The sequence below is a fragment of the uncultured Thermosynechococcus sp. genome, from assembly GCF_938074695.1.
In the GTDB taxonomy this organism is placed as follows: domain Bacteria; phylum Cyanobacteriota; class Cyanobacteriia; order Thermosynechococcales; family Thermosynechococcaceae; genus Thermosynechococcus.
In genome coordinates, this window is sequence record NZ_CALJEM010000033.1 from 1 (window position 1) to 24796 (window position 24796).

The 24796-nt window shown below is 53.8% G+C and carries 23 protein-coding genes and 1 pseudogene; 17 read left to right on the forward strand and 7 right to left on the reverse strand.

All coding sequences use genetic code 11. The features are described 5' to 3' along the window. Window positions 1-178: 178 nt before the first annotated feature. The 3 genes and pseudogenes from Q0683_RS05465 to Q0683_RS05475 all read left to right on the forward strand — a co-directional run. Window positions 179-540: pseudogene (locus Q0683_RS05465) on the forward strand (PAP/fibrillin family protein); the annotation flags it as partial. A gap of 59 nt (window positions 541-599) precedes the next feature. Next, the gene (locus Q0683_RS05470; RefSeq protein WP_298614243.1) at window positions 600-1634 is read left to right on the forward strand and encodes a hypothetical protein; all 1035 of its coding nucleotides are present in this window, start codon (window positions 600-602) and stop codon (window positions 1632-1634) included. Between the two features lie 62 nt (window positions 1635-1696). Next, on the forward strand, window positions 1697-2245 hold the full coding sequence (locus Q0683_RS05475; RefSeq protein WP_298614245.1) for an NADPH-dependent FMN reductase: 549 nt from the start codon (window positions 1697-1699) through the stop codon (window positions 2243-2245). Here Q0683_RS05475 and hemB read toward each other — a convergent pair. The 4 genes from hemB to Q0683_RS05495 all read right to left on the reverse strand — a co-directional run bounded on the left by hemB (window position 2242) and on the right by Q0683_RS05495 (window position 6284). Further along, the gene (gene hemB, locus Q0683_RS05480; protein ID WP_298614285.1) at window positions 2242-3228 is read right to left on the reverse strand and encodes a porphobilinogen synthase; all 987 of its coding nucleotides are present in this window, start codon (window positions 3226-3228) and stop codon (window positions 2242-2244) included. The two genes, Q0683_RS05475 and hemB, sit on opposite strands and share 4 nt — an antisense overlap. A 161-nt stretch (window positions 3229-3389) precedes the next feature. Then, window positions 3390-3938, reverse strand: coding sequence for an NUDIX hydrolase (locus Q0683_RS05485; protein ID WP_298976686.1), 549 nt, complete (start codon window positions 3936-3938; stop codon window positions 3390-3392). A gap of 6 nt (window positions 3939-3944) precedes the next feature. Next, window positions 3945-4769, reverse strand: a complete 825-nt coding sequence (gene map, locus Q0683_RS05490; protein ID WP_298614248.1) for a type I methionyl aminopeptidase — start codon at window positions 4767-4769, stop codon at window positions 3945-3947. A gap of 78 nt (window positions 4770-4847) precedes the next feature. After that, window positions 4848-6284, reverse strand: coding sequence for a deoxyribodipyrimidine photo-lyase, 8-HDF type (locus Q0683_RS05495; RefSeq protein ID WP_298614249.1), 1437 nt, complete (start codon window positions 6282-6284; stop codon window positions 4848-4850). A 384-nt stretch (window positions 6285-6668) separates the two neighbouring features. Here Q0683_RS05495 and Q0683_RS05500 point away from each other — a divergent pair, with 384 nt between their 5' ends. The 13 genes from Q0683_RS05500 to Q0683_RS05560 all read left to right on the forward strand — a co-directional run bounded on the left by Q0683_RS05500 (window position 6669) and on the right by Q0683_RS05560 (window position 18957). Further along, on the forward strand, window positions 6669-7079 hold the full coding sequence (locus Q0683_RS05500) for an STAS domain-containing protein (RefSeq protein ID WP_298614251.1): 411 nt from the start codon (window positions 6669-6671) through the stop codon (window positions 7077-7079). Window positions 7080-7133: 54 nt separating this feature from the next. Beyond that, window positions 7134-7580: a Mini-ribonuclease 3 gene (locus tag Q0683_RS05505; protein WP_298976691.1), complete on the forward strand. Its 447-nt coding sequence runs from the start codon at window positions 7134-7136 to the stop codon at window positions 7578-7580. Between the two features lie 3 nt (window positions 7581-7583). Continuing rightward, window positions 7584-8075 carry an ATP synthase subunit I gene (locus Q0683_RS05510; RefSeq protein ID WP_298614255.1) on the forward strand — a complete coding sequence of 164 codons (492 nt, stop codon included), beginning with the start codon at window positions 7584-7586 and terminating at the stop codon, window positions 8073-8075. A gap of 41 nt (window positions 8076-8116) precedes the next feature. Beyond that, window positions 8117-8875, forward strand: coding sequence for a F0F1 ATP synthase subunit A (gene atpB, locus Q0683_RS05515; protein WP_298614257.1), 759 nt, complete (start codon window positions 8117-8119; stop codon window positions 8873-8875). A 73-nt stretch (window positions 8876-8948) separates the two neighbouring features. Beyond that, window positions 8949-9197: an ATP synthase F0 subunit C gene (atpE, locus tag Q0683_RS05520; protein WP_297050668.1), complete on the forward strand. Its 249-nt coding sequence runs from the start codon at window positions 8949-8951 to the stop codon at window positions 9195-9197. 61 nt (window positions 9198-9258) lie between these two features. Beyond that, on the forward strand, window positions 9259-9675 hold the full coding sequence (locus Q0683_RS05525; RefSeq protein ID WP_298614260.1) for a F0F1 ATP synthase subunit B': 417 nt from the start codon (window positions 9259-9261) through the stop codon (window positions 9673-9675). Window positions 9676-9686: 11 nt separating this feature from the next. Continuing rightward, the gene (locus tag Q0683_RS05530; protein WP_298614262.1) at window positions 9687-10217 is read left to right on the forward strand and encodes a F0F1 ATP synthase subunit B; all 531 of its coding nucleotides are present in this window, start codon (window positions 9687-9689) and stop codon (window positions 10215-10217) included. Beyond that, window positions 10214-10771, forward strand: coding sequence for an ATP synthase F1 subunit delta (atpH, locus tag Q0683_RS05535; protein ID WP_298614264.1), 558 nt, complete (start codon window positions 10214-10216; stop codon window positions 10769-10771). Before Q0683_RS05530 ends, atpH begins: the two co-directional genes overlap by 4 nt. Window positions 10772-10806: 35 nt before the next feature. After that, window positions 10807-12318 carry a F0F1 ATP synthase subunit alpha gene (gene atpA / locus Q0683_RS05540; protein ID WP_298614266.1) on the forward strand — a complete coding sequence of 504 codons (1512 nt, stop codon included), beginning with the start codon at window positions 10807-10809 and terminating at the stop codon, window positions 12316-12318. A 175-nt stretch (window positions 12319-12493) separates the two neighbouring features. Next, window positions 12494-15025, forward strand: coding sequence for a mannose-1-phosphate guanyltransferase (locus tag Q0683_RS05545; RefSeq protein WP_298614268.1), 2532 nt, complete (start codon window positions 12494-12496; stop codon window positions 15023-15025). A 46-nt stretch (window positions 15026-15071) separates the two neighbouring features. Further along, entirely contained in the window at window positions 15072-17039 is a 1968-nt protein-coding gene (gene nblS / locus Q0683_RS05550; protein ID WP_298976695.1) for a two-component system sensor histidine kinase NblS, read from the forward strand. Then, entirely contained in the window at window positions 17030-17215 is a 186-nt protein-coding gene (locus tag Q0683_RS05555; protein ID WP_298617251.1) for a hypothetical protein, read from the forward strand. The genes nblS and Q0683_RS05555 overlap by 10 nt, the downstream gene beginning before the upstream one ends. A 17-nt stretch (window positions 17216-17232) precedes the next feature. Further along, window positions 17233-18957 (forward strand): ShlB/FhaC/HecB family hemolysin secretion/activation protein, encoded by a 1725-nt coding sequence (locus Q0683_RS05560; RefSeq protein ID WP_298976697.1) that lies wholly within the window; start codon window positions 17233-17235, stop codon window positions 18955-18957. Here the strand turns inward: Q0683_RS05560 and trpA are convergent. Then, entirely contained in the window at window positions 18935-19747 is an 813-nt protein-coding gene (trpA, locus tag Q0683_RS05565; RefSeq protein ID WP_366142514.1) for a tryptophan synthase subunit alpha, read from the reverse strand. The genes Q0683_RS05560 and trpA overlap by 23 nt on opposite strands. A gap of 191 nt (window positions 19748-19938) precedes the next feature. Between trpA and Q0683_RS05570 the strand changes: the two genes are divergently transcribed. Next, a complete protein-coding gene (locus Q0683_RS05570) occupies window positions 19939-21198 on the forward strand; it encodes a putative peptidoglycan glycosyltransferase FtsW (RefSeq protein ID WP_366142515.1) in 1260 nt (419 codons plus the stop codon). Here Q0683_RS05570 and Q0683_RS05575 read toward each other — a convergent pair. Both Q0683_RS05575 and Q0683_RS05580 read right to left on the reverse strand, forming a co-directional pair. Next, window positions 21195-23084 (reverse strand): PhoX family phosphatase, encoded by a 1890-nt coding sequence (locus Q0683_RS05575; protein ID WP_298976701.1) that lies wholly within the window; start codon window positions 23082-23084, stop codon window positions 21195-21197. The genes Q0683_RS05570 and Q0683_RS05575 overlap by 4 nt on opposite strands. Before the next feature lie 67 nt (window positions 23085-23151). Then, the gene (locus Q0683_RS05580) at window positions 23152-24753 is read right to left on the reverse strand and encodes an ABC transporter ATP-binding protein (protein ID WP_298976704.1); all 1602 of its coding nucleotides are present in this window, start codon (window positions 24751-24753) and stop codon (window positions 23152-23154) included. Window positions 24754-24796: the final 43 nt, after the last annotated feature.

Consider the following 24796-nt stretch of genomic DNA (forward strand, 5'->3'; position numbering starts at 1 on the left):
TATCTTGGCTGATGGACGCTCTACGGCGAGTTCCGCCGGATGTGAAGCCTGTGGAGAGGAAGGCGCTGGCCGCTACCAGACGGTAGCAGCGAAACCGGCCTCGGTGAAGCAGGAAGCAAGCAGCCCCGTAGGGGTCTTAGCAAGTAATGGCCAGATTTGCATAGGTATTGCAGAACGGCAAATCTATCAGTGCATCCGGCCGCAACAGCAGTGCATCTACACATCTACAATATTGCCGAATTGTATGGCTTGCCCTTCCTTGAGGGCATTATCAGTGTGTTGGCACGGTTTGAACCCTTGACATCACAACGGGTGCAGGTGTACTTTGAGCGCTTCATTGTTGGCCTGCGTCAGTGGTTGAATTACTACTCGCCTTCCCAATTCATTCCCCAACTCCACCGCCGTCAGCCGCTGCTTGCCCTAGATGTGCCCCTCAATAGCAATGCTCAACAGGGTTGGCTGGACATTACCTACCTCGATGAGGATTTGCGCATTGCCCGAGGCAATGAAGGTAGCCTCTTTGTCTTGACCCGAATATAGCGGCAATTCCCTGTGCCGTTAGACTAAGGAAGAGTGGCATTCTTCTCCCATCCCCTGCAATGGAAACACCGCCCCCCAAGCAACTTAGTTTTCCATGGAATCCGATAATTTCTGAGCCTGCGGCGGAAAGCTCACCGGTCACTGATTCAGAGGGTGAGAATAGCCAGCGGCGCATTCAGCATTTAGAGCAAGCCATCGATCAATGCCAGCACTATATCAATGAACTAAAACAACAACTGCGCAATCAGGCGTTTCTTGAGGATTTACTGGCTCGCACTGAGGAAATGGCTCAGATTCAACAACAGGCAATCGTTGCTCTTCAAGAACAATTGCGCTCCCAAGCCACCTGTGCCCAGGAGTTGGCCGAAATGAGCCACCATCGCCAATCCTTGGAAACCATTCTTCAGCAATCACAAACGGAGATTGAGTACCTCCATCGGGAGGTGGAGCGGCTACTCAAAGCTCAAGATGCCCTCGAAGCCAAATTGGTGAACAGCCATCGCCTTCTCCGACAACGGGAACAGGAATGCCAACTCCTTGAATCCCAACTGCGCCAAGTCCAAGAAGAAAAAAGTCTGCTGCAAACCCGCCTTGAGCAGGCATGTCTAGAGCTGGGCGATCGCCAAACACAAATTGATGATCTGAACCGTCGCCTCACCCAAGCCAACCACTTAATTGAAACCCAAGAACGGGTCATCAGTGCGCTGCAACAGGCTCAAGGATCCCAGGAGAACAAAAACAACGTCATTCAGGGACTGAGTAAAACGCTGCTCAAAACTCAAACTAAGTTACAAGAACTGGAACGGGAGTATCAGCAACAGCGCCTGCAATATATGACTGCCCAACACTACAACCAAGAACTGCAGGCGCGCACCGATCAGCAACAGGAACGCCTGCAACACCTAGAAGCGCAAATTGCTGAACTTCAAGAGCAAATTCTCCATCAGGCGCAGCAGGCACGAGAGCAGGAAACTGCGATCCAACACTGGAAAGATCGCTACACCGAGGCTGAGCGATCGCTTGCGCAGTTGCAGCGAGTCATCGCCCAAATAGCCACCGGCGGCTGCATTTCCCTCGGTGAGGTTCCTTCTTAGGGCAGATGTTTGCCCAAAACCTAAATTTTGTATAATAATCCATAGTCATTACAAGTTTGCTTATGCTCAAATTCATTGGTTGGGCAGGGAGTCTGCGGGAGGGTTCCTACTCCCAAAGCGCTTTAGATGCTGCCATTGCCAAAGCAGCCGTCCAGGGAGTCACCGTTGAACGTCTGGATTTACGCCAAATGAGTCTCCCGTTTTGCACCGGCGCCGAGAGCTATCCTGACTACCCAGATGTGGACACCTTTCGCGCCAAGGTCAAGGAAGCCGATGGGATTTTGTTAGTAACACCGGAGTACCACGGCAGTGTCAGCGGTGTCCTGAAAAACTCCCTAGACCTCCTTAGTTTTGAACATCTCAGCGGCAAAGTGGTCGCGATGATCAGTGTCCTCGGCGGCCAAGCCAACAGCAATGCCCTCAACGATCTGCGGGTAATTTTGCGCTGGGTGCATGCTTGGGTCATTCCCGAACAAGTGGCCATTGGTCAAGCGTGGCAAGCCTTTACAGCGGCGGGGCAATTGAAGGATGCCAAGCTGGAAGAGCGACTGGACAAAATGATTGCCAGTTGGATTCAAACCACGCGCAAGCTGCGAGAAGCCAATAGCTAATCCACCCCTGCTTGCAGCCACTGCGCCACTTGCTTGGCATGGTAGGTGAGAATCACATCGGCACCCGCCCGCTTGAAGCCAAGCAGGGTTTCCAGCACCACTTTTTTCTCATCAATCCAACCGTTGCGGGCAGCGGCTTTCACCATGGCGTACTCCCCAGAAACGTTGTAGGCGGCAACGGGAACATCGCTCACCTGCTTCAGTTGGGCAATCACATCCATGTAGGCAAGGGCAGGTTTCACCATTACCAGATCTGCCCCCTCCTCAATATCGAGGCTAACTTCCCGCACTGCTTCGCGGACATTGGCGGGATCCATTTGGTAGGTTTTTTTATCGCCAAACTTGGGTGCCGAGTCCAAGGCATCCCGAAAAGGGCCATAGTAGGCGGAGGCGTATTTAGCCGAGTAGGCAAGAATTCCCACATGGGTATAGCCTGCGGCATCCAAACCCGCCCGAATGGCACCGACACGGCCATCCATCATATCCGACGGGGCAACAAAATCAGCACCAGCAGCAGCTTGACTTACCGCCTGTTTGACCAAGACCTCCACCGTTTCGTCATTGAGGATTTCACCATCTTTGACAATGCCATCGTGGCCTTCGCTGCTGTAGGGATCCAGAGCCACATCGGTAAAGATCAGCAGGTCAGGTAAGACAGCCTTAATGGCTCGCACTGATCGCTGGACAAGGCCATCGGGATTGTAGCTTTCGGTACCGGCATTGTCCTTGAGGTGTTCAGGAACGACGGGAAAGAGGGCGATCGCCCCAATGCCTAAGGCACAGACCTCCTTCAGTTCTAAAATCAGACGATCCAGCGTATAGCGATAGCAGTCGGGCATCGAGGGGACTTCCTGCACCTGATCTTCCCCCTCCATGACAAAGACCGGATAGATCAAATCTGCCGTGGTTAAGGTGTGCTCGCGCACCAAGCGACGAATTTGAGCCGTGCGGCGTAAACGGCGAGGCCGGTAGGTTAGCTCCATCATGCAACGCTCAAACACTCATTCAATGTTCATGTTCCCACTGAAACGGCTGCTAATCAGCCCGTCCAACCCTTGGATTACTTCAAAATTATCTCACCTTCAGGGGGCAAGACCGCGACAGGGGCAGGGTGCTTACAAAGATTTACGCACAATTTAATTGCTTAAGCGGACTGAAGATAGGGCAATGCCAAATACAAGCTGGTAACTGTCTTGGCATCTTTCACGTAACCACTGTGAATTGCTGCGGTCAGCTCGGGCAGAGAAAATTCAACAATTTCAATGTGCTCATCGGCATCCTGCGGTGGGGGTGCCTCCAGTTTCTCCAGTTGGGTGGCCAAATAGGCGTAGATCACTTCATCGGAATAGCCGGGGGCAATGTAAAATTCCCCTAGTTTTTGCCAGTGATGGGCACGGTAGCCCGTCTCTTCCTCAATCTCCCGCTCAATCGTGGCAAGGGGCTTTTCCTGATCCTCAACGGTGCCCGCCGGAAACTCCAGCAAATATTCCTCCGTGGCAAAGCGGTATTGTTTGACTAGAATGAGATTTCCCTCTGGGGTGACAGGCACAGCCAACGCACCCCCCGGATGCCGCACCGTTCCCAAAATGGAGATAGAGCCATGGGGAAGGCGATATTGATTGACCTCAAAGGTAAATTTACGACTGCGGCAAAAGCAGTGGCGCGCGAGGACTTCGGAAGGAATTTTAGTCATAGGGTTTTAGACAAGGGTGCGATCCGTGAGGATTTCATAGCCCGTTTTCGTCACCAAGACCGTGTGCTCAAATTGGGCAGAAAGAGAATTGTCCACTGTGACGGCGGTCCAGCGATCGCGCAAAATGCGCACCTGTTTTGACCCTGCGTTGACAATCGGTTCAATGGCCAAGGTCATGCCTGCCCGCAGCCGCACATTCTTAAGTTCGTTGGTGCGGAAGTTAAACACCGAGGGTTCCTCGTGGAGATTGCGCCCCACCCCATGGCCGGTAAAGTCTTCCACCACCACAAAGCCATTGGCTTCCACATAATCTTGAATGGCACCGGCCAAATCCATGAGATAGTTCCCTTCCTTGACTTGCTCAATGCCTCGGTAGAGCGCTTCCTCAGCCACTTTCACCAGCCGGGCAGCCTCCTCGGAGATTTCCCCCACCGGAATCGTAATGCAGGAGTCCCCATGGAAGCCGTTGTAGTAGGCACCGGTGTCAATCTTAACAATGTCGCCATTGCGGATGACTTTGCGGGGGCTGGGGATGCCATGCACCACTTCGTTATTGATACAGGCACAAATCGAAGCGGGAAAGCCGTGATAGCCTTTGAAGCTTGGCGTGGCTCCCATTTCCCGAATCCGCTTTTCGGCATAGGCATCGAGATCTGCTGTTGTCATGCCCGGCTCAATCATCTGGGAAATTTCCTTGAGCACCGTCGCCACAATGCGCGAGGCTTGGCGCATGATCTCAATTTCGCGCTTGGACTTAATCTCAATACCACGACGGGGACGGGTTTGAACAGGGGGAGTGGGGGGAGTGAGCAAACTACCAAGGATATTCATGGGCGCGATGCAACCGCAAAAATTGTTCTTTTTCAGGATAACGCTGTTGTGCTGATCAGGGGAACATCAGTTTTATGCTTAAACGATGGGTGAACGAAAATGCTCTTGATAGAGTTGCTTAAATCGCCGCTGCTGCTGGGCATGATCCACAATAGGCAAGGGATAGCCGCAGCGCTGCCGCTCGAGGGGAGAAATGTTGCCGGTGACCAGAGCTGCGGTGTCTAGGGATTTCAATTCCGGCAGCCAACGGCGAATGTACTCCGCTTCAGGATCAAACTTTTGCGCTTGGCTGGCTGGGTTAAAAATCCGCAGCGGTTTTGGATCCATACCACTGGAGGCACTCCATTGCCACCCGCCATTGTTGGCTGCCAAGTCACCATCAATCAGGTTTTGCATGAAGTACTGCTCACCCCACTGGGGATTGATGATCAAATCCTTGGTGAGGAAACTGGCTACAATCATGCGGCAGCGGTTGTGCATCCAGCCGGTTTCGTTGAGTTGACGCATTGCCGCATCCACAATCGGATAGCCTGTGCGGCCTTCACACCAAGCGGCAAAGTGTTCTGGGTTATTCACCCAAGGAAAAGTGGCAAAGCCCTCGCGGTGCGGACGCTCCGCCAAGTGAGGGAACCAGTAAAGGGCATGCTGATAAAACTCGCGCCAAGCCAATTCCTGTTGCCACGTGCGAATACTCATTTGTGCCTCTTCACTGCGGGCTGCGGCCATGGCGGCTTGACTCGCTGCCCAGACTTGGCGAATACCAATGACCCCGAACTTGAGGGCAGGACTGAGCAGAGAGGTTCCCGGCTGGGCGGGATAGTTGCGCTGCTCGCCATAGTCTTGAATGTGCTGGTTAATAAATGTCTCCAGTTGCGCTTGGGCAGCGGCTTCACCGGGAGCAAGGATGAGTTCTCCTGACCAAGGAAATCCCAAGTCCTTGGCGGTGGGGAGGGAAATCGCCCCTAGGCTTGCTGCCTTTGCCTGTTCGGTGTCGCTGAGGGGTTCAAGGTAGCTGGGGGCAGAAACAGGCGCTGGTTTAGGGAGGCTTGACCAGTTGCGCCAAAAAGGGGAATAGACGGTGTAGGGCTGTCCCTGTTTTGTTTGTACGGCCTCCGGGGGATGCAGGAGCTGATCCCAAGCCGTTTCCACGGCAATTCCCTTTTCTTTAAGGGCGGCAGCCACCGCGCGATCGCGATCGCGACCATAGGGTTCGACATCCTCATGCCAATGCACCGCCACCGCCCCTAGGCCACTGGCCACCTGGGGCAAGATTTGACGGGGATCACCACGGAAAATCAAAAAGCTCCCCCCTGCCCGCCGATAGGCCTCCTGCAAGGCCTGTAGGCACCCTACAAGGTAGGCAACTCGCACTGCTGCAATATCTGCAGCGCTGAGAATCGCGGGATCAAAACAGAAAACACCAACCACTTTTGAGGTGTGAGCGTAGGCAGCCGCCAATCCCACACTGTCCCTCAGGCGCAGATCGCGACGATGCCAAAAGAGGCGGAGGCTCATTGCCCTTCCATCCCAGGTGCACTAGAAAATGGCACCAATACATCCGTTCGCTGCCGTCTTAACTGGCGGCAGTTCATTGTCGGGACTAATTTTCTAAAATTCCCCATAGCTCATTTTTTCTTAGAGGCGGTTAATCAGGCAAGTGCAATAGCGATGCCTGCGGAGGATAGGTCGCCGCCGGCGTTTCTTGAGCCAAAATGGGCAACCCCAGCCATCCAAGGCTGCTGCTGCTCAGAGGGCTTACCAAGAGTTTAGATAATCTCATTGGGGTAATCCCTGATCCGATTTTGGCAAACCGCTTCCTGCGCTTCCAAACTTTTGTTGAGCAGTCCATGAGGTCATAGACAACCATGCCACGTTTATTTATACTTATTTTCTACCGTTTTGTGTGTCCAGTTATCGGCAAAGGAGGCTCTCATTTCTGAACCACTTGCCCTGACCCAAAGCCTAAGGGGTACCCGCGAGATTCGCGAGAACTATCAAGTGTTTCGCCTGACGGGTCTCATTGATGCGTTTTCTGAGTCGGCCTTTCGCAAGGTCATTAGCAAGTGTTTTGACGATGGGCCTGCCAACGTCATCTTGGATCTTTCAAAAATTGAATTTATTGACAGCTCTGGCCTCGGCATTTTGGTACAACTGGCCAAAAAAGCCCAAGAGCATCAGGGTCAACTGCAAATTGTCACCAACCCCCGTGTTACTCAAACTGTCAAACTGGTTCGTTTAGAAAACTTTTTATCCCTTCAGCCGGATCTGGCGACAGCGATCGCCCAAATTACAGGGAAACCCCATTCTTAAACACTTCAGCTCTGCGCATGGTACAACCAAGGGGGGTGCCTTTGTTAAAACGTCATGTTTGACTCTGCGGAACTATTGCCCCTTGTCCCCCCCAAAATTCCCGCCCATCAACTGCCGCCGGCAGCCTTGGCCTACTTTGGTGACGCCGTTTATGAACTCTTTATTCGCTGGCTTTTTTTAAGCCCGCCCCAACGCATCAATACCTACCACCGCCAAGTGGTGGCGCATGTGCGAGCCGAAAGTCAAGCCCGCTATATGGACTTCCTTTGGGAGCATTGCAGCGAAACAGAACGCTCAATTTTTCGCCAGGGTCGCAATGCGGCTGCCGATGGCCCGAAGCGAGTTGCCGCAAAAATTTACCGCCAAGCCACCGGCTTTGAAGCCCTACTGGGATACCTGTACCTCACCAATCCGCAACGCCTACGGGAGATTTTTCAACTCCTGGAGGGATACATTCGTAGCGAAGCCAACAGCAATATAGAGGATAGGAGCCTCACGTAATGAATGTCACCCCTGCGTGATAGGATGCTTAGTGGCCAGTTCAAGGCATCCTCGGATGCTCCCTATTCTGCTGTGACCGTTCCCGATTCTGCTTCAGCACCCCCTGCTCCATCAACCGTTGCCCATTCCCCCACCAAGGGTGGCTCGATGGTGGAGTTTTACCAACTCTGTCGCGAATTATTCACGACGAGCCTAGTGCTGACGGCGATCGCCTTTGGAGCGGTCTGGCTCATTTACGGCCTTAACACAGCATTGAATTACCTTTTGGGGGCAGGGGCAAGCCTCATTTATCTGCGGCTCCTAGCCCGCAGTGTGGAGCGCCTAGGAAATGGCCATAAAAAACTAGTAAAAACACAGCTCCTTGTCGTTGTGGTTGTGATTATTTTGGCAGCCCGTTGGCAAGAGCTGCATATCATTCCGGTGTTCTTGGGGTTCTTAACCTACAAAGCGGCCATTCTGGTCTATATGTTTCGTACGGTTTTGCCGTCCCCTTAACACTGGCTCACTGTAGTGCTTAGACAACCGAGCGCGGAGGCATGATGCCTTTGATACACTTGTGGACAGCTCTTCCCTTTGCCAAGCTAGAGGTAGGGCACCATTTTTACTGGCACATTGGCAACTTGAGAGTTCACGGTCAAGTGTTCATCACCACTTGGTTCGTAATGGCCATCTTAATTGCGGCGGCCTTTGCCGCCTCGCGAAGGATTGAACGGGTGCCCAGTGGTATTCAAAACCTAATGGAGTACGCACTGGAATTCATCCGCGACTTGACCAAGAGCCAAATGGGTGAGCACGAATACCGAGCTTGGGTTCCCTTTGTGGGGACACTGTTCCTGTTCATTTTTGTTTGTAACTGGTCAGGGGCATTGGTACCGTGGAAACTCATTGAACTGCCAGAAGGGGAGCTGGCAGCACCCACCAATGACATCAATACCACTGTAGCCTTGGCCTTGCTGGTCTCCTTGGCCTATTTCTATGCCGGGTTACGCAAGCGGGGGCTAAAGTATTTCACCAAGTACATTGAGCCAACGCCTGTATTGCTTCCCATCGCCATCCTGGAGGATTTCACAAAACCTCTTTCCCTGAGCTTCCGTCTTTTTGGCAACATCTTGGCGGATGAATTGGTGGTGGGGGTTTTGGTGTTGCTGGTGCCCTTGTTTGTGCCCTTGCCCGTGATGGCCTTGGGACTTTTTACCAGCGCCATTCAGGCCCTTGTGTTTGCCACCCTCGCAGCCACCTATATCGGGGAGGCCATGGAGGGGCATGGCGGCGAGCACGAAGAGGCTCACTCCTAAAAGGGGTACATCCCCTGCTATTGTTATCTCTGGAAATTTTTTTTCGTCCTACTATGTCTCGAGGAAATCAACTATGGATCCGTTAGTCGCTTCTGCTTCTGTTTTGGCTGCTGCTCTGGCCGTTGGCTTGGCTTCTCTAGGACCCGGCCTTGCCCAAGGGAATGCTTCTGGTCAAGCTCTAGAAGGGATTGCGCGGCAACCGGAAGCGGAAGGTAAAATTCGCGGTACCCTGCTGCTGACCCTTGCATTCATGGAGTCCCTGACCATCTATGGTCTGGTGATTGCACTGGTGCTCCTGTTTGCCAACCCCTTTGCATCCTAATTAACCCCAGTGGGGGAGGCTTGGATGAGCTTTCCCCCGATCCCCCATTCTGGAGAGGCTGATGTTTGATTTTGATGCCACCCTACCCCTGATGGCTGTGCAATTCCTAATCTTGACCCTCATTCTGAATGCATTGCTGTACAAGCCCTTGGGTCAGGCATTGGACAATCGGGATGAGTATATCCGAACCAATTTGCAGCAAGCTAAGGAGCGGTTGCAACAGGCCACTGAACTGGCTCAGCAGTATGAGCAGGAATTGGCCAGTACCCGTCGCCAAGCCCAAGCCCTGATTGAAGAGGCCAGAGCCGAGGCACAAAAAATTGCCACCGCCGAAATTGCCGAAGCACAGCAGGCCGTGCAGGCAGAATTACTCAAGATTCAAGCAGAGATCGATCAGGAAAAACAGGCGACACTGCAGGCGCTTGAGGGTCAAGTTGCCAGCTTGAGTGAACAGTTATTAGCAAAATTACTGGCCTAGGAGTGTGGGTCATGGACGCAGGATTTCTATTGGCAATGGAAGAGATGGGGCACTTTGGTCTGAACACCAATTTGCTCGAAACCAATGTGATCAACCTTGCCATCCTGATTGGGGTATTGGTGTACTTTGGCCGCGGTGTCCTCGGTAAAACCTTGGGCGATCGCCAGCAACAGATTGCCGCTGCCCTTGCGGACGCCGAAGAACGCCAGAAAGAGGCGGCTGCCCGCCTTGCGGAAGCTCAGCAACAACTCGCTCAGGCCAAACAGGAAGCGCAACGCATCCGCGAAGATGCCCTTGCCCGTGCCAAGGCTGTAAAGGAAGAACTTATTGCCCAAGCCAAGCGCGAAATTGAGCGCCTGAAGGAAGCTGCTTCCCAAGATACAACTGCTGCCACCGAGCGGGCGATCGCTGAAATTCGCGAGCGGATTGCCGCTATGGCACTTGCAGAGGCCGAAAACCAACTCAAAGCGCGTTTGAGCCAAAATCCAGACCTTCAGCGCACCCTTGTTGATCGCAGTATTGCCCTACTAGGAGGCAAATGATGCAGACCACTGTCCGTGGTGAAGTTGTTGAACCCTATGCCGAGGCGCTGCTGTCGCTGGCGCAAGCCCACAACCTTATTGATCAGTTTCAGCAGGATACGCAGTTAATTCTGGAACTTTTGGCTAACTCCAGTGAACTGCAACAGTTTCTGGCAAATCCACTGATTAAGGCTGAGGCCAAAAAGAACGTGCTGCGGCAGTTGACCGTGGATAAGGTACACGGTTACTTCCTCAACTTCTTGATGTTGCTTGTGGATCGGCGGCGAATTAACTTTCTTGGCCCCATTTGCGAGCAGTATCGTGCCCTTGTGCGCAAGCTTCGCAATGTGGTCTTGGCGGAAGTGACCAGTGCTGTCGAACTCAACGCTGACCAACGCCGGGCAGTGGTGGAAAAGGTCAAAGCCATGACCGGTGCTGCCGATGTGGAGCTTGTCACTGCTTGCGATCCCGAACTGATTGGGGGCGTGGTGATTAAAGTGGGTTCCCAAATCTTTGATGCCAGCCTGCGGGGTCAACTCCGCCGCCTCAGTCTCACCTTGGCGCAATCCGCCTAACTTTGTAAACTGTTCAACCCTTGAGAGCGACTTCTATGGTAAGTATCCGACCCGACGAAATCAGTAGCATTATTCGCCAACAAATCGAGCAGTACGAACAGTCGATCAAAGTCGATAATGTCGGTACTGTCTTGCAGGTGGGCGATGGTATTGCCCGTGTCTATGGCCTCGACAAAGTGATGGCCTCAGAATTGGTGGAATTTGAAGACGGCACCGTGGGGATTGCCCTCAACCTCGAAGAAGATAACGTGGGTGTGGTGCTGATGGGCGACGGCCTGGGGATCGAGGAAGGCAGTACGGTGCGCGCCACCGGCAGAATTGCCTCTGTGCCGGTAGGGGAGGCAGTGATTGGCCGCGTAGTAGATGCCTTGGTGCGCCCCATTGATGGTAAAGGGGAGATCCACACCACGGCAACTCGCCTGATTGAATCCCCCGCCCCCGGCATTGTCCAGCGCAAATCGGTGTGTGAGCCATTGCAAACGGGGATTACGGCCATTGATGCCATGATTCCCATTGGGCGCGGGCAGCGGGAACTGATCATTGGCGATCGCCAGACGGGGAAAACCGCTGTTGCCGTTGACACGATTCTGAACCAAAAAGGCCAAGACGTGATTTGCGTCTATGTGGCCATTGGTCAAAAGGCCTCCAGTGTGGCTCAAGTGGTAAACGTGCTGCGGGAGCGGGGTGCCCTAGACTACACAATTGTGATTGCCGCCAACGCCAGTGATCCAGCCGCCTTGCAGTATCTTGCCCCCTACACCGGTGCCACCATTGCCGAGTACTTCATGTACCAAGGCAAGCACACCCTTGTTGTCTATGACGACCTCTCCAAACAGGCGCAAGCCTACCGCCAAATGTCGCTGCTCCTGCGGCGTCCCCCCGGTCGTGAAGCCTATCCAGGGGATGTGTTCTATCTCCACTCTCGCCTGCTGGAGCGTGCCGCCAAACTTAACGATGCGTTGGGGGGTGGCAGTATGACGGCCCTCCCGATTGTGGAAACCCAAGCCGGCGACGTGTCTGCTTACATTCCCACTAATGTTATCTCCATTACCGACGGTCAAATTTTCCTCTCCTCGGATCTCTTCAACGCCGGCTTGCGTCCTGCCATCAACGCGGGGATTTCCGTGTCACGGGTGGGGTCTGCTGCTCAAATCAAAGCCATGAAGCAGGTGGCGGGGAAACTGAAGCTGGAGCTGGCGCAATTTGATGAACTGCAAGCCTTTGCCCAGTTTGCCTCCGACTTGGATAAAGCCACCCAAAACCAACTGGCGCGGGGTCAACGGCTGCGGGAGATTCTCAAGCAGCCCCAATACTCGCCAATTCCCGTGGAATACCAAGTGGCCACCATTTACGCGGGGACCAACGGCTACCTGGACGATATTCCCGTTGAGGCAGTGGCCAAGTTTGTTGCCGGCCTGCGGGACTACCTGCACACAAGCAAGCCGGAATACGGCGAAATTATCCGTACCACCCAAAAACTGGATGAAAAAGCGGAAGCGCTCTTGAAAGAAGCGATCGCCGAATACAAAGCTGGCTTTACTGCCTAGGCGCGATCGCCTCGTATTGTCACTCTGAACCTGCCCTCCACCAAGGGTAGGTTTTTTTATAGGCAGCAGAGTCTTGAGTGTCAAAAATGATTGCAGTTTCCTAAGCTATCCCCCTGAGCCTTCCCTCTTCTCCTACACTGGGATTCTAGGGCAAGGTTTGACAAAGGAGAAAACAGTGCGTGTTGTCCTGATGGCGGGGGGGAGTGGTACTCGGCTGCGTCCCCTCACCTGTGATCTACCCAAGCCCATGGTGCCGGTGGTCAATCGCCCCATTGCCGAGCACATTCTCAATCTCCTGCGCCGCCATAGCCTTGATGATGTGGTAATGACGCTGCACTATCTCCCCGATGTGGTGCGGGACTATTTTGGCGATGGGAATGAGTTTGGCGTGCACCTGAGCTATGTCGTTGAGGAAGAGCAGCCCCTTGGCACGGCAGGTTCGGTGAAAAACATTGCCGCGTTGCTAACGGATCCCTTTCTGGTAGTCAGTGGCGATAGCATTACCGATGTGGATTTAACCGATGCCCTGCGTTTTCATCAGCAGCACGGCGCTCCGGTGACTCTTATTCTTACCCGTGTGCCTCAGCCCAAGGAGTTTGGCATTGTCTTTACCGATAGTGATGGGCGGGTACGGCGGTTTCTGGAAAAGCCCTCGGCAGGGGAAGTGTTTACGGATACGGTGAATACAGGCATCTACATCCTCAGCCCCACGGTCATGGATTACTTGAGTGGCGGCATGGAGCGAGATTTTTCCCGGGATCTGTTTCCGTTGCTGTTGCAGGCGGACGTGCCGATGTATGGCTACATTACAGACGCCTACTGGTGCGATGTTGGCAGTTTGCAAACCTATCAACAGGTGCAACAGGATGCCCTCTATGGCCGTGTCCACTTGGAGATTCAGGGGCACGAAATTCAGCCGCAAATATGGGTAGGGCACAACACCACCTTACCCCAGACGGTTCAGCTACAAGGGCCACTGGTCTTGGGAAATAACTGTCGCTTTGGTAAGGGAGCCACCCTTGGCGCAGGGACGGTTTTGGGGGATAACGTGATTGTTGGCAATGGCAGTTGCTTGCGCTCAGTGGTGGCATGGAGTGGTTGTTTTATTGGGGATGAGAGTGAACTGGAGCATTGCGTTTTGGCGCGCCATGTCCATGTGGATCGCCATGTAAGGCTGCATGAAGGGGTCGTTGTTGGCAGTCGCTGTGTGGTAGGTGAGGAAGCCAGCCTAAGTCGGGGGGTGCGGCTCTGGCCGGGAAAACGCATTGAAGCGGGCGCCATTGTGAATGAAAGCCTGATCTGGGGCACAACAGGGCAGCGCTATCTCTTTGGTCAGCGGGGTGTGGCCGGTGTGGCCAATGTGGACATTACCCCGGAATTTGCCGTGCGGCTGGCGGCAGCCTATGCCTCTACCCTAGAGCCGGGAACCAGTGTCATTGTCTCGCGGGATCAACGCAATGTATCGCGGATGGTGGCCTATGCCCTGATGTCGGGGCTGATGTCGGTAGGGATTCATGTCCTCAATTTAGAGGCGATCGCTCTGCCGATTGCCCGCTTTGCGGCACAAACCCTTTCGGCAAGTGGGGGCATTCATGTGCGTGCCCATCCTGATCGCGCCGATCACCTTTTAATTGAGTTTTTTGACCACAAGGGCATCAACTTGAGCAAAGCCAAAGAGCGGCAAATTGAGACCGCCTTCTTCCGTGAAGAGATTCGCCGTGCCCTGCTTGTGGACATTGGTGTCATGACCCATCCCAACACCTGTGTGGCTGCCTATGCCCAAGGCTTTGAAAAGTGGCTAAATACGCAGCTTTTTTGTGGGAATTCGGCCAAAATTGTCATTGACTACGCCTATGCCGTCTCCGGCGTGGTCTTGCCCCAGATTCTCAGTAAATTCGGCTGTGATGCTGTTGTACTCAATGCCACCCTGCATCCAACTCCTCTAAATATTCTTGAACGACAGCGGCTGCTGCGGGAACTGGGACAGGTGGTGACCGCCCTTTCCGCCAGTTTAGGAGTCCAAGTCTCAGCCAATGGCGAACGCTTGACATTGGTGGACAATGCCGGTCAAGTGTTTAGCGATCAGGAACTCACGGCTTTGATGACCTACTTAATGCTTTTGACCCAACCGGGGGGGACGGTGGTGGTGCCAGTCACCACCTCTAGTGCTGTGGAGGCGATCGCCCGCCAGCAGGGCGGACAGATTATTCGCAGTCGTACTAACCCCACCGATCTCATGGAAGCCTGTCAACACCACAGTGGCGTTGTTCTCGGCGGTTGTGCAGAAACGGGTTTTATTTTTCCACAACTGCATCCGGGGTTTGACGCCATGTTTACAATTGCCACCCTGATGGAACTGCTGGCACTGATTGGCAAACCCCTTACCGTAATCCGCCAAGAATTGCCCCACGTCCACCACTATCACCGCCCGATTCGCTGCCCTTGGATTGCCAAAGGGTCACTGATGCGTCACCTAGTGGAAACCCACCCCCGTAACCATTTAAGTCTCATTGACGGCGTCAAAATTGGTGAACCCGATACGGATCACTGGGTACTGATTCTGCCCGATGCCAGTGAGCCATTGATCCATCTGTATGTCAACAGTCCCGATGCCAAGTGGGCTGAGCAAATGCTCCAGCACTACAGTCGGCGCATTGAAGAGTTTGCCCGTTTGGAACCCCTCTCAGATGCCACAATAAAGATGTAAGCAAAATCCCGTAGAATCAAAGAAAATTTTTCGTACATTAGGCACAATGGTGGTTTTGAAAACGGAGAAAACTCAAGGGGACTGGAGTGATAAATTGCGGGGAATTGCCCGTTGGTGGTCAGAATTCAAGATTCAAACCCGCCTCATGGCCACAGCAACCCTAGTGGTCTCCATCATCATGAGTGGCCTCACCTTTTGGGCAGTGAACACCATTCAAACCAATGCCCACCTTAATGACACCCGCTATGGCCGCGATTTAGGGTTACTCCTAGCCGCTGATGTGGCGCCCCTTGTGGCTAAGGGGGATACCGCTGCCGTCGCTGAATTTTCCCGTAAATTCTATGAACGCAGTGCCAGTATTCGCTACATCCTTTTCGCCGATCCCGAAGGCGAAATTTACTATGGCCTGCCCTACTCTGCTCCCCCAGTGGAAAGCGCCCTGACATTGCGCCGCCGTATTCAACTGCCGGAGACCTACCGTGCCAGCCAAGAACCCCTAGTGCGCCAGCACCGAACCCCCAATGGCCTGGTTGCCGATGTCTTTGTCCCTCTGACCTTCAATGGCGAAAACCTAGGTGTCGTTGCGCTTGGGATTAACCCGAACCAAACATTTATTACCTCCGCTAATCTCACGCGGGATTTAACGATCGCCGTTTTTGTTTCCCTCTGGATCATGGTGATTTTGGGGGGCGTCTTCAATGCCCTCACCATTACCCAACCGATTAAAGAATTGGTGCAGGGGGTAAAAAACATTGCCGCAGGGAATTTCAAGCAACGCATTAACCTGCCCTTTGGCGGTGAACTGGGGGAGTTGATCAGCAGCTTTAATGACATGGCTGAACGCCTCGCCTCCTATGAAGCCCAAAACATTGAGGAACTCCAAGCTGAGAAAGCCAAACTGGATACCTTGGTGTCCACCATTGCCGATGGGGCGATTTTGCTGGATACCGACATGCGGATTATTCTGGTCAATCCCACGGCTCAGCGTCTCTTTAATTGGGAGGGGATGAACGTCATTGGTCAAAATGCCCTCAACTGCTTTCCGGCGCCTGTGTGCGAAAAACTCGCCTGCCCACTTTACAAGGCGTCTCGTGGAGAGTCAGAAGGGGGAGAATTTCGGGTGACGCTGCAAGAACCCAGCTCGCGATCGGTGCGGATACTGCTGACAACGGTCATGGATGTGCAGCGGGAAAAACCCAAAGGTATTGCGATTACAATTCAGGACATTACCCGTGAGGTGGAACTCAACGAAGCCAAAGCGCAACTGATTAGCAATGTCTCCCACGAGTTGCGCACGCCGCTATTCAACATCAAGTCCATCATTGAAACAATTCAAGAGTATGGCAGTAGTTTGAGTGAGAAAGAACAACAGGAATTTCTAGAAACTGCGAACCACGAAACCGATCGCCTGACTCGTCTTGTCAACGATTTCCTCGATATTTCCCGCCTTGAATCGGGTCGCCCCTATCAATTTGGCTCCGTCCAGATGGCGCAGGTGATTGATCAGATTATGCGCACCTACCAACTCAATGCTGCCAACAAGTCCATTACCCTCACTGCTGAAGTGGAAAACCCGCTGCCACCGGTTTGGGGTAACTACGATCTGCTAGTGGGTGCGCTCACCAACTTGGTGGGCAATGCCTTGAAGTTTACGCCCGAAAACGGGCGGGTGACAATTCGCGCCTATGTCTGGCATCCCCCCAGCGATCCAGAGCAGGAACGGGTGCGCATTGAAGTGGCCGACACGGGTATGGGCATTGCCCCAGAGGATCAACCCCGCGTTTTTGAACGATTTTTCCGCGTTGAGAATCGCGTACATACCCTAGAGGGGACAGGGCTGGGGTTAGCCATCGTTCAAGATATTATCCACAAGCACAACACACAAATTCATTTAATTAGCGAATTGGGGGTCGGTAGTACCTTTTGGTTTGATCTAGCGATTGATGAGTCCGCCCTCGTTGATAACCCTGATGGCGCCACCCCCCACTTAAAGCATGCTCAGAGTTGGCATTGATGGGGCATCATCCCGCCTTGCCAACAACCGTAAATAATCCGCTAGAATTTGAAGGCAAGAATTCCTCGCTCCTCACGCCAAATGATCCCTTGGGCTTAGCCCTTAAGAAAGAAAGTACAGGTTTTGGTATTGATTTTGCTGCTCTATCTAAAACCAAACTAAAACCAAATAATTAAACATTGGGGTTGAGGACGTGAAAAGAAATTTATTTACACCCGTTGCTATTCTCTCTATTCTCAGCAGTACAGGGGCAACGTTACCTGTTGTAGCCATGCCGATCACTACCCTCACCCAACAGGATATTCAGCCCCCCCTACCAGAGCTACCCCCCCTACCACCCACCCCACCCCCAGTCCTTGAACCGCTCCCCTCACCGCCTAGCCCGCCCTCCGAGTTGGAAGGTGTTTTAATACCCGTAAAAAAAATTGTTGTTGAAGGCAGCACCATCTTTAACGCAGCGGAATTTGATCCGATTATCAAGCCCCTTGAAGGGCGGCAGGTGACACTTGCAGAGTTACAGGGGGTCGCCGATGCGATTACAAAACTCTATCTAGAGGGGGGCTATTTAACCTCTCGCGCCGTTTTAGGTGAGCAGGTGGCACGGGATGGGGTGATCACGATTCAAGTGCTTGAAGGCCGCCTAGAGGACATTCGTATTGAAGGTAACAAAGGGATTATTCAGCGCTATATCCGCAGTCGTATTGCCCGCGGCGTGGGGATACCCCTCAACTCTAATCGTTTAGAAGAACAGCTACGGCTGTTGCGAACAGATCCCCTCTTTGCCAATCTTTCTGCAAGTCTGCGACCCGGCAGTACACCCCAAGACAGTATTTTGGTGGTACGGGTGGTACCTGCCCGCTGGTTTAAGGCTGCCTTTGGTCTGGATAATACCACGCCAGCGGCGATCGCCCCGGCTCGAGCTACGGCCTTTTTGGGATACAACAACCTCAGTGGTCGCGGCGATAGTGTCTATGGCTCCTACGCCATCGGGAATAACCTAGGCACGTTTGATTGGGGAGCGTCCAACGCAGTGGAGTTTGGCTACAGCCTGCCCCTCAATGCTATGAATGGCACACTCACCATTCGTACTGTGCAAGCAGACAGCGAAATTACCCGCCCCCCCAATGTTGCCGCCTTGAATATTCGCAGTGAGTCTTCTATTTATCAAGCCAGCTTTCGCCAACCGGTGATGCGTAATATCCGTGAGGAGCTGGCCTTTGGCATTGGCTTACTGGTGCAGTCAGCGCAGACCTTTGTTTTGGGAGTGCCAGCCCCCGTTTCCATTGGTTCTGACCCGTCGGGCTATAGTGCCACCCGTGTCCTTGAACTGAGCCAAGAATATATCCGCCGTGATCCCCAGGGGGCATGGGTCTTTCGTTCGCAGTTTAACCTTGGCCTGCCCATCTTTGGCGCCACAGAAAACCCTAGTCCTATACCCGATGGTACCTTCTTTAGCTGGCTGGGACAGGGGCAGCGGCTGCAACGCCTCTGGGCAGATAACTTCTTGATTTTGCGCACCGATGTCCAACTCAGTCCCAATAGCCTGCTCCCTTTCCACCAATTTGTGATTGGGGGGCCTCTATCGGTGCGGGGTTACTCGACCAATGCCCTTTCTGGGGATAATGGCCTGCGGTTCTCTGGAGAAGCCCGTTTTTCCGTGCTGCGCACCGCGAATCGTCGGCCGCTTATTTCCATAGGGCCGCTGTTTGATCTGGGGGTCGTCTGGAACAATAGCCGCAATCCTGCAGGTGCCGTGCCCAATAATGTGATTGCCGGTCTGGGGATGGGATTATTGGTGCAACCAACCCCGAACCTTGACATTCAGTTCCAGTACGCGGTGCCGTTGATTGATCTGCCCGGTCAAACCCGTAGTTTACAGTCCGATGGCATTTACTTTACGTTGACCGTGCGTCCCTAGGGGTATCTAAGGCTGTGCGGAGTGACCGACAAAACTCGGCAACAGCGGCGACCCCCTGCTCTGGCTCTGCCAGACGTTTGACAAAGGCACTGCCGACAATGGCAGCATCGGCGCCCCAATCGCGCACTTGGCGGGCATGCTCAGGACTGGCAATGCCAAAGCCAACACCAATGGGCTTGGGGGTGATCTGCCGTAGGGTGTGCAACAGTTCCTGAACGCGACCGGCCATTTCTTGGCGCATGCCCGTGACGCCAGTGGTGCTGACAAGGTAAATAAATCCTTGGGAAGCGGTGGCGATCGCCCGCATTCGATCCGGTGACGTTGTCGGAGCAATCAGCAGCGTCAGTTCCAAGCCTAAGTTTACTGTTTCTGCGAGAACCGGTTCAGCTTCCTCAAGGGGCAAATCGGGAATCACTAAGCCCTTGATCCCGGCTTGGGCCGCTGCTTTGAGAAACGCAGAGACTCCTCGATGATAAATGGGATTGTAGTAGGTAAAGAGAATTAGTGGTGCCCTCAGTTGGCGGTGCAAGTCCGTTGTCAGTTCTAAGACCGCCTCAAGGCGAGTTCCCCGTTGCAGGGCACGGGTGGCAGCTGCCTGAATTACTGGACCATCGGCTAAAGGATCCGAATAGGGCATCCCCAGTTCAATCACATCTGCTCCATGGGCATCTAGGGCTTTGAGGGCAGCAACTGTGGTCTCTAAATCGGGGTCTCCAGCAGTCAAAAAGGGAATTAAGGCGCAGCGTTGGCGGGCACGACATTGCTCAAAGCACTCAGAAATGGCAGACACAGTCACAGGCAGTTGCTCTAAAAGATGCATAATAATTGTGCCAGATTAGATACAGCCCTTTTCTAAAATAGGGGATACATAGCGGGGAGACACGCTTCTTTGTGCGGTGGCTATTGGAAGCTTTTGCCATCTTTCTGGGCTGTACTCTTCCTATAGCGGTAGTGGCAGGTGCCAGTGAGGGTCATCTAAGCGTGAGTTGGTGGCGTTTTCTTCCCTTTGGCGATCGCGAGCTGCGGCAGTGGTCACTGGAGGCGCGATTGCTCCACTGGCTAACCCTTCTCTGGATTGCCCTAGGTTTAGTGGTGCTTTTTTCCGCCAGTTTTCCCGTGGGTTTGGCCGAAACAGGGGATGGACTCTACTACTTTACACGTCAACTGCTGTGGCTTGCCCTAGGCTGGGTGGGGTTTCAACTATTTCTGCGGCTACCTTTGGGGCGATCGCTACAGTTGGCCATTCCGAGTTTCTTTTTGTTTCTGTTGCTGATCTGGGCAACGCGACTGCCGGGGGTCGGGACAACTGTGATGGGCGCCACCCGCTGGATTAGTCTTGGCTCCTTTCAACTCCAACCCTCGGAAATGATAAAGCCTTTTTTAGTCCTACAAGCAGCTTGGGTGTTTAGTTCTTGGCGGCGGCTCCATTTGAAGGCACGCTGTTTTTGGCTCGCTGCCTTTGCCTTGACACTGCTGGGGATTTTAATTCAACCGAACCTGAGTACCACGGCGCTCTGTGGCATTACGTTATGGCTGATGGCTCTTGGGGCGGGTTTACCCTTGGCGCCACTGCTATTGACCGCCACGAGTGGCTTGGGCTTGGCAGTCCTCAGCATCAGCATTAATGAGTATCAACGACGGCGGGTCATGTCCTTCCTCAACCCTTGGGCCGATGCGATGGGGGATGGCTATCAACTAGTGCAGAGTCTCTTGGCTGTTGCTTCAGGGGGCGTTTTTGGGGCGGGCTATGGCTTTTCACAGCAAAAGCTTTCCTACTTGCCCATCCAGCACACAGATTTTATTTTTGCGGTCTATGCCGAGGAAATGGGGCTATTGGGATGTCTGTTGCTCTTGGCGCTGTTGGGGGCCTATGGTTGGCTGGGAATGCGGGTGGTGAATCAGGCGCGGCATCCCCTGATCCAGCTCACTGCCCTAGGAGCGACTGTGATTATGCTCCTGCAAGCCCTCATTAATATAGGCGTCGCCATTGGCATCCTACCAACCACAGGATTGCCTTTCCCTCTCTTTAGCTACGGCGGCAGCTCAATGATGGCCAGTCTGGCGATCGCTGGCCTGTTGATTCGCTGTGCCCGCGAAGCGCAGCAAGCGGAAATTATTCACTTCGCGGCAGTCACAGGTACAACTCGGCTGTCCCGCTTCCAGGGCAAGCGTCCCCACACTGCTTCTGTGGTTTCTTTGCGGCCTAAACGCCTCAAGCGCTCTTCCTCACGCCAGCCTTAGACATACACCGGGCGACCGTCTTGGCGCCAGACCGCAATCACCGCAGGCCGTGGTATCACCACACTGTCGCCATAGGGCCAGCGGGTGGGGAGATCTGCTGTGGATTTAGCTCCTTCGCCAGGGTGCTGGATGGCGCAGAAGAAGGTGCGGTTGTCGGGAGTGAACTCTGGTCCACAGACCTCACAGCCGGGAACCCCCGAAAGAAACATCTTGAATTCACGGCGGAAGGGATTGAGGACATAGACGCCGTCGTTCTTTTCGAGGCGGCTTGGGCTAGGGTTGCCATCGGTTGCAATCCAGACATTGCCCCGCATATCAAAGGCAAAGTTATCGGGCGCTGAGATGGCCGGCACGGTTTTGTCCACCGCTTGACCATAGAGTAGGAGTTGCCGATTGGAGGCGGCTGCTCCCGGTTCACCGCAAAGCAGCGGAATCTGCCATTGGAAGCGCAGCGCAGTGGGGTTGCCGCCGGCTTCTGCCATTTCCAGCACATGGCCCATGACATTCTCGGTGCGGGGGTTGGCGCGATCGCCGGCTGTGCGCCGCTCATTATAGGTCAGGGCTACCCAGATAGTTTTGGTGATTGGGTTCCACTCCACATCTTCAGGGCGATCCATTTTGGTTGCCCCTAGGGCATCGGCAGCACCGCGGCTATTAATCAAGCACAGACCGGGATCCGCTTGGAAGACATCGGGTAATGCCGGGTTAGGGATGATTTGCGTTCCTTGAATAGAGGCAATTTCCAGCCACTCCCCGCCCAGGTTCTCATTAAAGCGGGCAACATAGAGAGTGCCCTCATCTAGCAGTCCCCAGTTGGCTTCCCGTTGACGGGGGTTGTACTTGCCTTTGGTGATGAATTTATAGATGTACTCAAAGCGGGCGTCATCTCCCATATAGACGACCACACGGCCATCGGGGGCAACCACCGTTGTTGCGGCTTCATGGCGGAACCGACCCAAGGCAGTGCGCTTCACCGCTGGACGATTGGGATTGAGGGGATCAAGCTCTACGACCCAGCCAAAGCGAAAGGCCTCATTGGGTTCTTTTTCAATGTTGAAGCGACTTTCGTAGAGATAGAACCCATAGCGGTCAGCGCGATCGCTGGGAATCCCATAGCGCTTGTGAAGTTCGCGCACTTGGCCGCTCAGTTTTGCCTCACTGCCCCCAAAATAATCGTGAAAATTCTCCTCGCAGGTGAGCACTGTTCCCCAAGGTGTCTTGCCAGCAGCGCAGTTGTTGAGGGTGCCATAGACCAGTTTTCCCCGTGGATCGTATTTGGTGCACATTAAAGGATGTCCCTGCAGGGGGCCGCCAATTTCGCAGGGGGTGGAGCCAGTAATGCGGCGGTTATAGGAAGAACCCTTGACATAGCGCCACCCTCCCCGGCCCTGGGGCCGAATTTCCACCAGCGATACACCGTGGGCTTCCCGCTGCAGGGCTGCTTGCCACTGATTGGGGCGCTTTTCAAAGCCGCCGAACATTAATTCTGGATTGGTGTACTCATGGTTGACCACCAACAGACGACGACCTTGGGGAGCCTCAACATAACCAACAAAGTCGCAGTTGTAGCCAAAGCAGCGCTTTTGCCGCTCCACTTCTACTGCGGTAACGGTCTCGTGCAGGCGGTTCCAGTCGAGGTTGGCGCCATTATCCAAGGCATCCCCCCAGCGAATCACTATTCCCTGGTTAAATCCTGCGGGCAAAGTAACTTTGTCATCTTTGTTAGGATAAATACTGGGAAAACTCAAGCTAGAGGAAGAAAAGGAAGTAGCAGCACGGGTCTCCACTTGGCTTAGAGCCAAACCTGCTGCCCCCCAAAGGGCGGTTTTGAGAAAATCTCGTCGCCGCAGGGTGCACTGTAAAATATCGCCAAAATACTCTGCCATTGTCAATCTATCGCCCTGGGTGTGTGACTTTTCAGTTGCTAAGTTAGCGAAGCAACGTTAACTTCAGTTAAAGAAGACCACAGGCGGCGGTTAACAGTTGTTGGGTGTAGGGGTGACGGGGGTGAGCAAAGAGTTCAGCAGTGGGAGCCACCTCCACAATCTTGCCTGCAAACATCACGGCAATGCGATCGCAAAAACTGCGGGCCACCGCCAGATCATGGGTAATAAAAAGATATGTGAGTTGTAACTGTTCTTTTAACTGCTGCATCAGCGCCAATACCTGCCGTTGGATATGGGCGTCGAGCATACTCACCGGTTCATCGCAAATGACCACCTGAGGATGGGTGATGAGGGCGCGGGCGATCGCCACCCGTTGGCGCTGTCCCCCCGACAGGGCATGGGGATAGCGGTGCACGTATGCTTCGGGGGGGGTTAATTCCACCTGTGCTAACATCTCGCGTACCCGTTCTTGGGCAGCCTCTTTTGCCAGCAGGCGATGAATCAGCAGGGGCTCCAGCAAATTTTGCCCCACGGTCATTTTAGGATTGAGGCAGGCATGGGGATCTTGGAAAATCATTTGTAAGTCACGGCGGACACTCCGCAATTGTGCCGCCGGCAATTGGCCTAAATTGCGACCTAAAAAGACCACTTCACCGGCACTGGCGGGAATGAGTTGCAAAATCAAGCGGGAAAGGGTACTCTTGCCACAGCCGGATTCCCCCACAAGGCCAAGGGTTTCTCCCCGTCGCAATGTCAAATTGACCCCATCTACCGCTCGAATTGTGATTTGCGGTTGTAGCCATGCTCCAAAGCGATAGTGCCGCTGTAAATTGTGAACTCGCAGCAGTTCCGGAGCAGCGTCCAATGGTGGCGGCTGTCGAGAGGTGAGTTGGCGAGCCGCGAGTAGCGATTGGGTATAGGGGTGTTGGGGCTGTTGCAGGACTTGGCGAGCCGCGCCCATTTCGACAATTTTGCCTTGGTGCATCACCGCAAGGCGATCGCAATATTTGGCCATTAGGGCCAGATCGTGGGAAATGAGTAACAGTCCCCGTTGCTCTTCCTGACACAGGCGCGTGAGTTCATCGAGAATTTCCGCCGCGACGGTCACATCTAGGGCTGTGGTCGGTTCATCGGCAATGATCAGGGGAGGATTCAATAGCAACGCTAGGGCGATCGCCACCCGTTGGCGCATCCCGCCACTGAACTGATGGGGGTACTGATGGAGGCGATTGGCAGGAATTTTCACCCGATCTAGCACCTCAACAATCCGCTGCCGCCGCTGGAAGCGACTCAAAGCAGATCCATGGCTCCGCAATAGCTCATCGCAGTGATCGTAGATGCTCATGAGGGGATTGAGGCGGGTCAGCGGATCTTGAAAGACTAAGCCAATTTGCTCGCCCCGCAGCCGCTGCAATTGAGAAGTAGTCAGCCCCAAAAGGGATTGCCCTTGCATTGTGATCTCCCCAGTGACCTGTGACCCCGGCGGTAACAACTGCAAAATGGCCTTCCCAAGCGTGGATTTGCCACAACCTGACTCCCCCACTAAGCCAAACCGCTCTCCGGCGGCCACGCAAAAAGAAACACCATCCACCACGAATGTTGCAGCAGATGATGTCTCCGTTGGGGGGTAGGCGACCCGCAGTTCCCTGAGTTCTAAAAGAGTCGCCATGGGTGTGTTGATCCTAGGCAGGTTCGATACGGGCGTAAAAGAC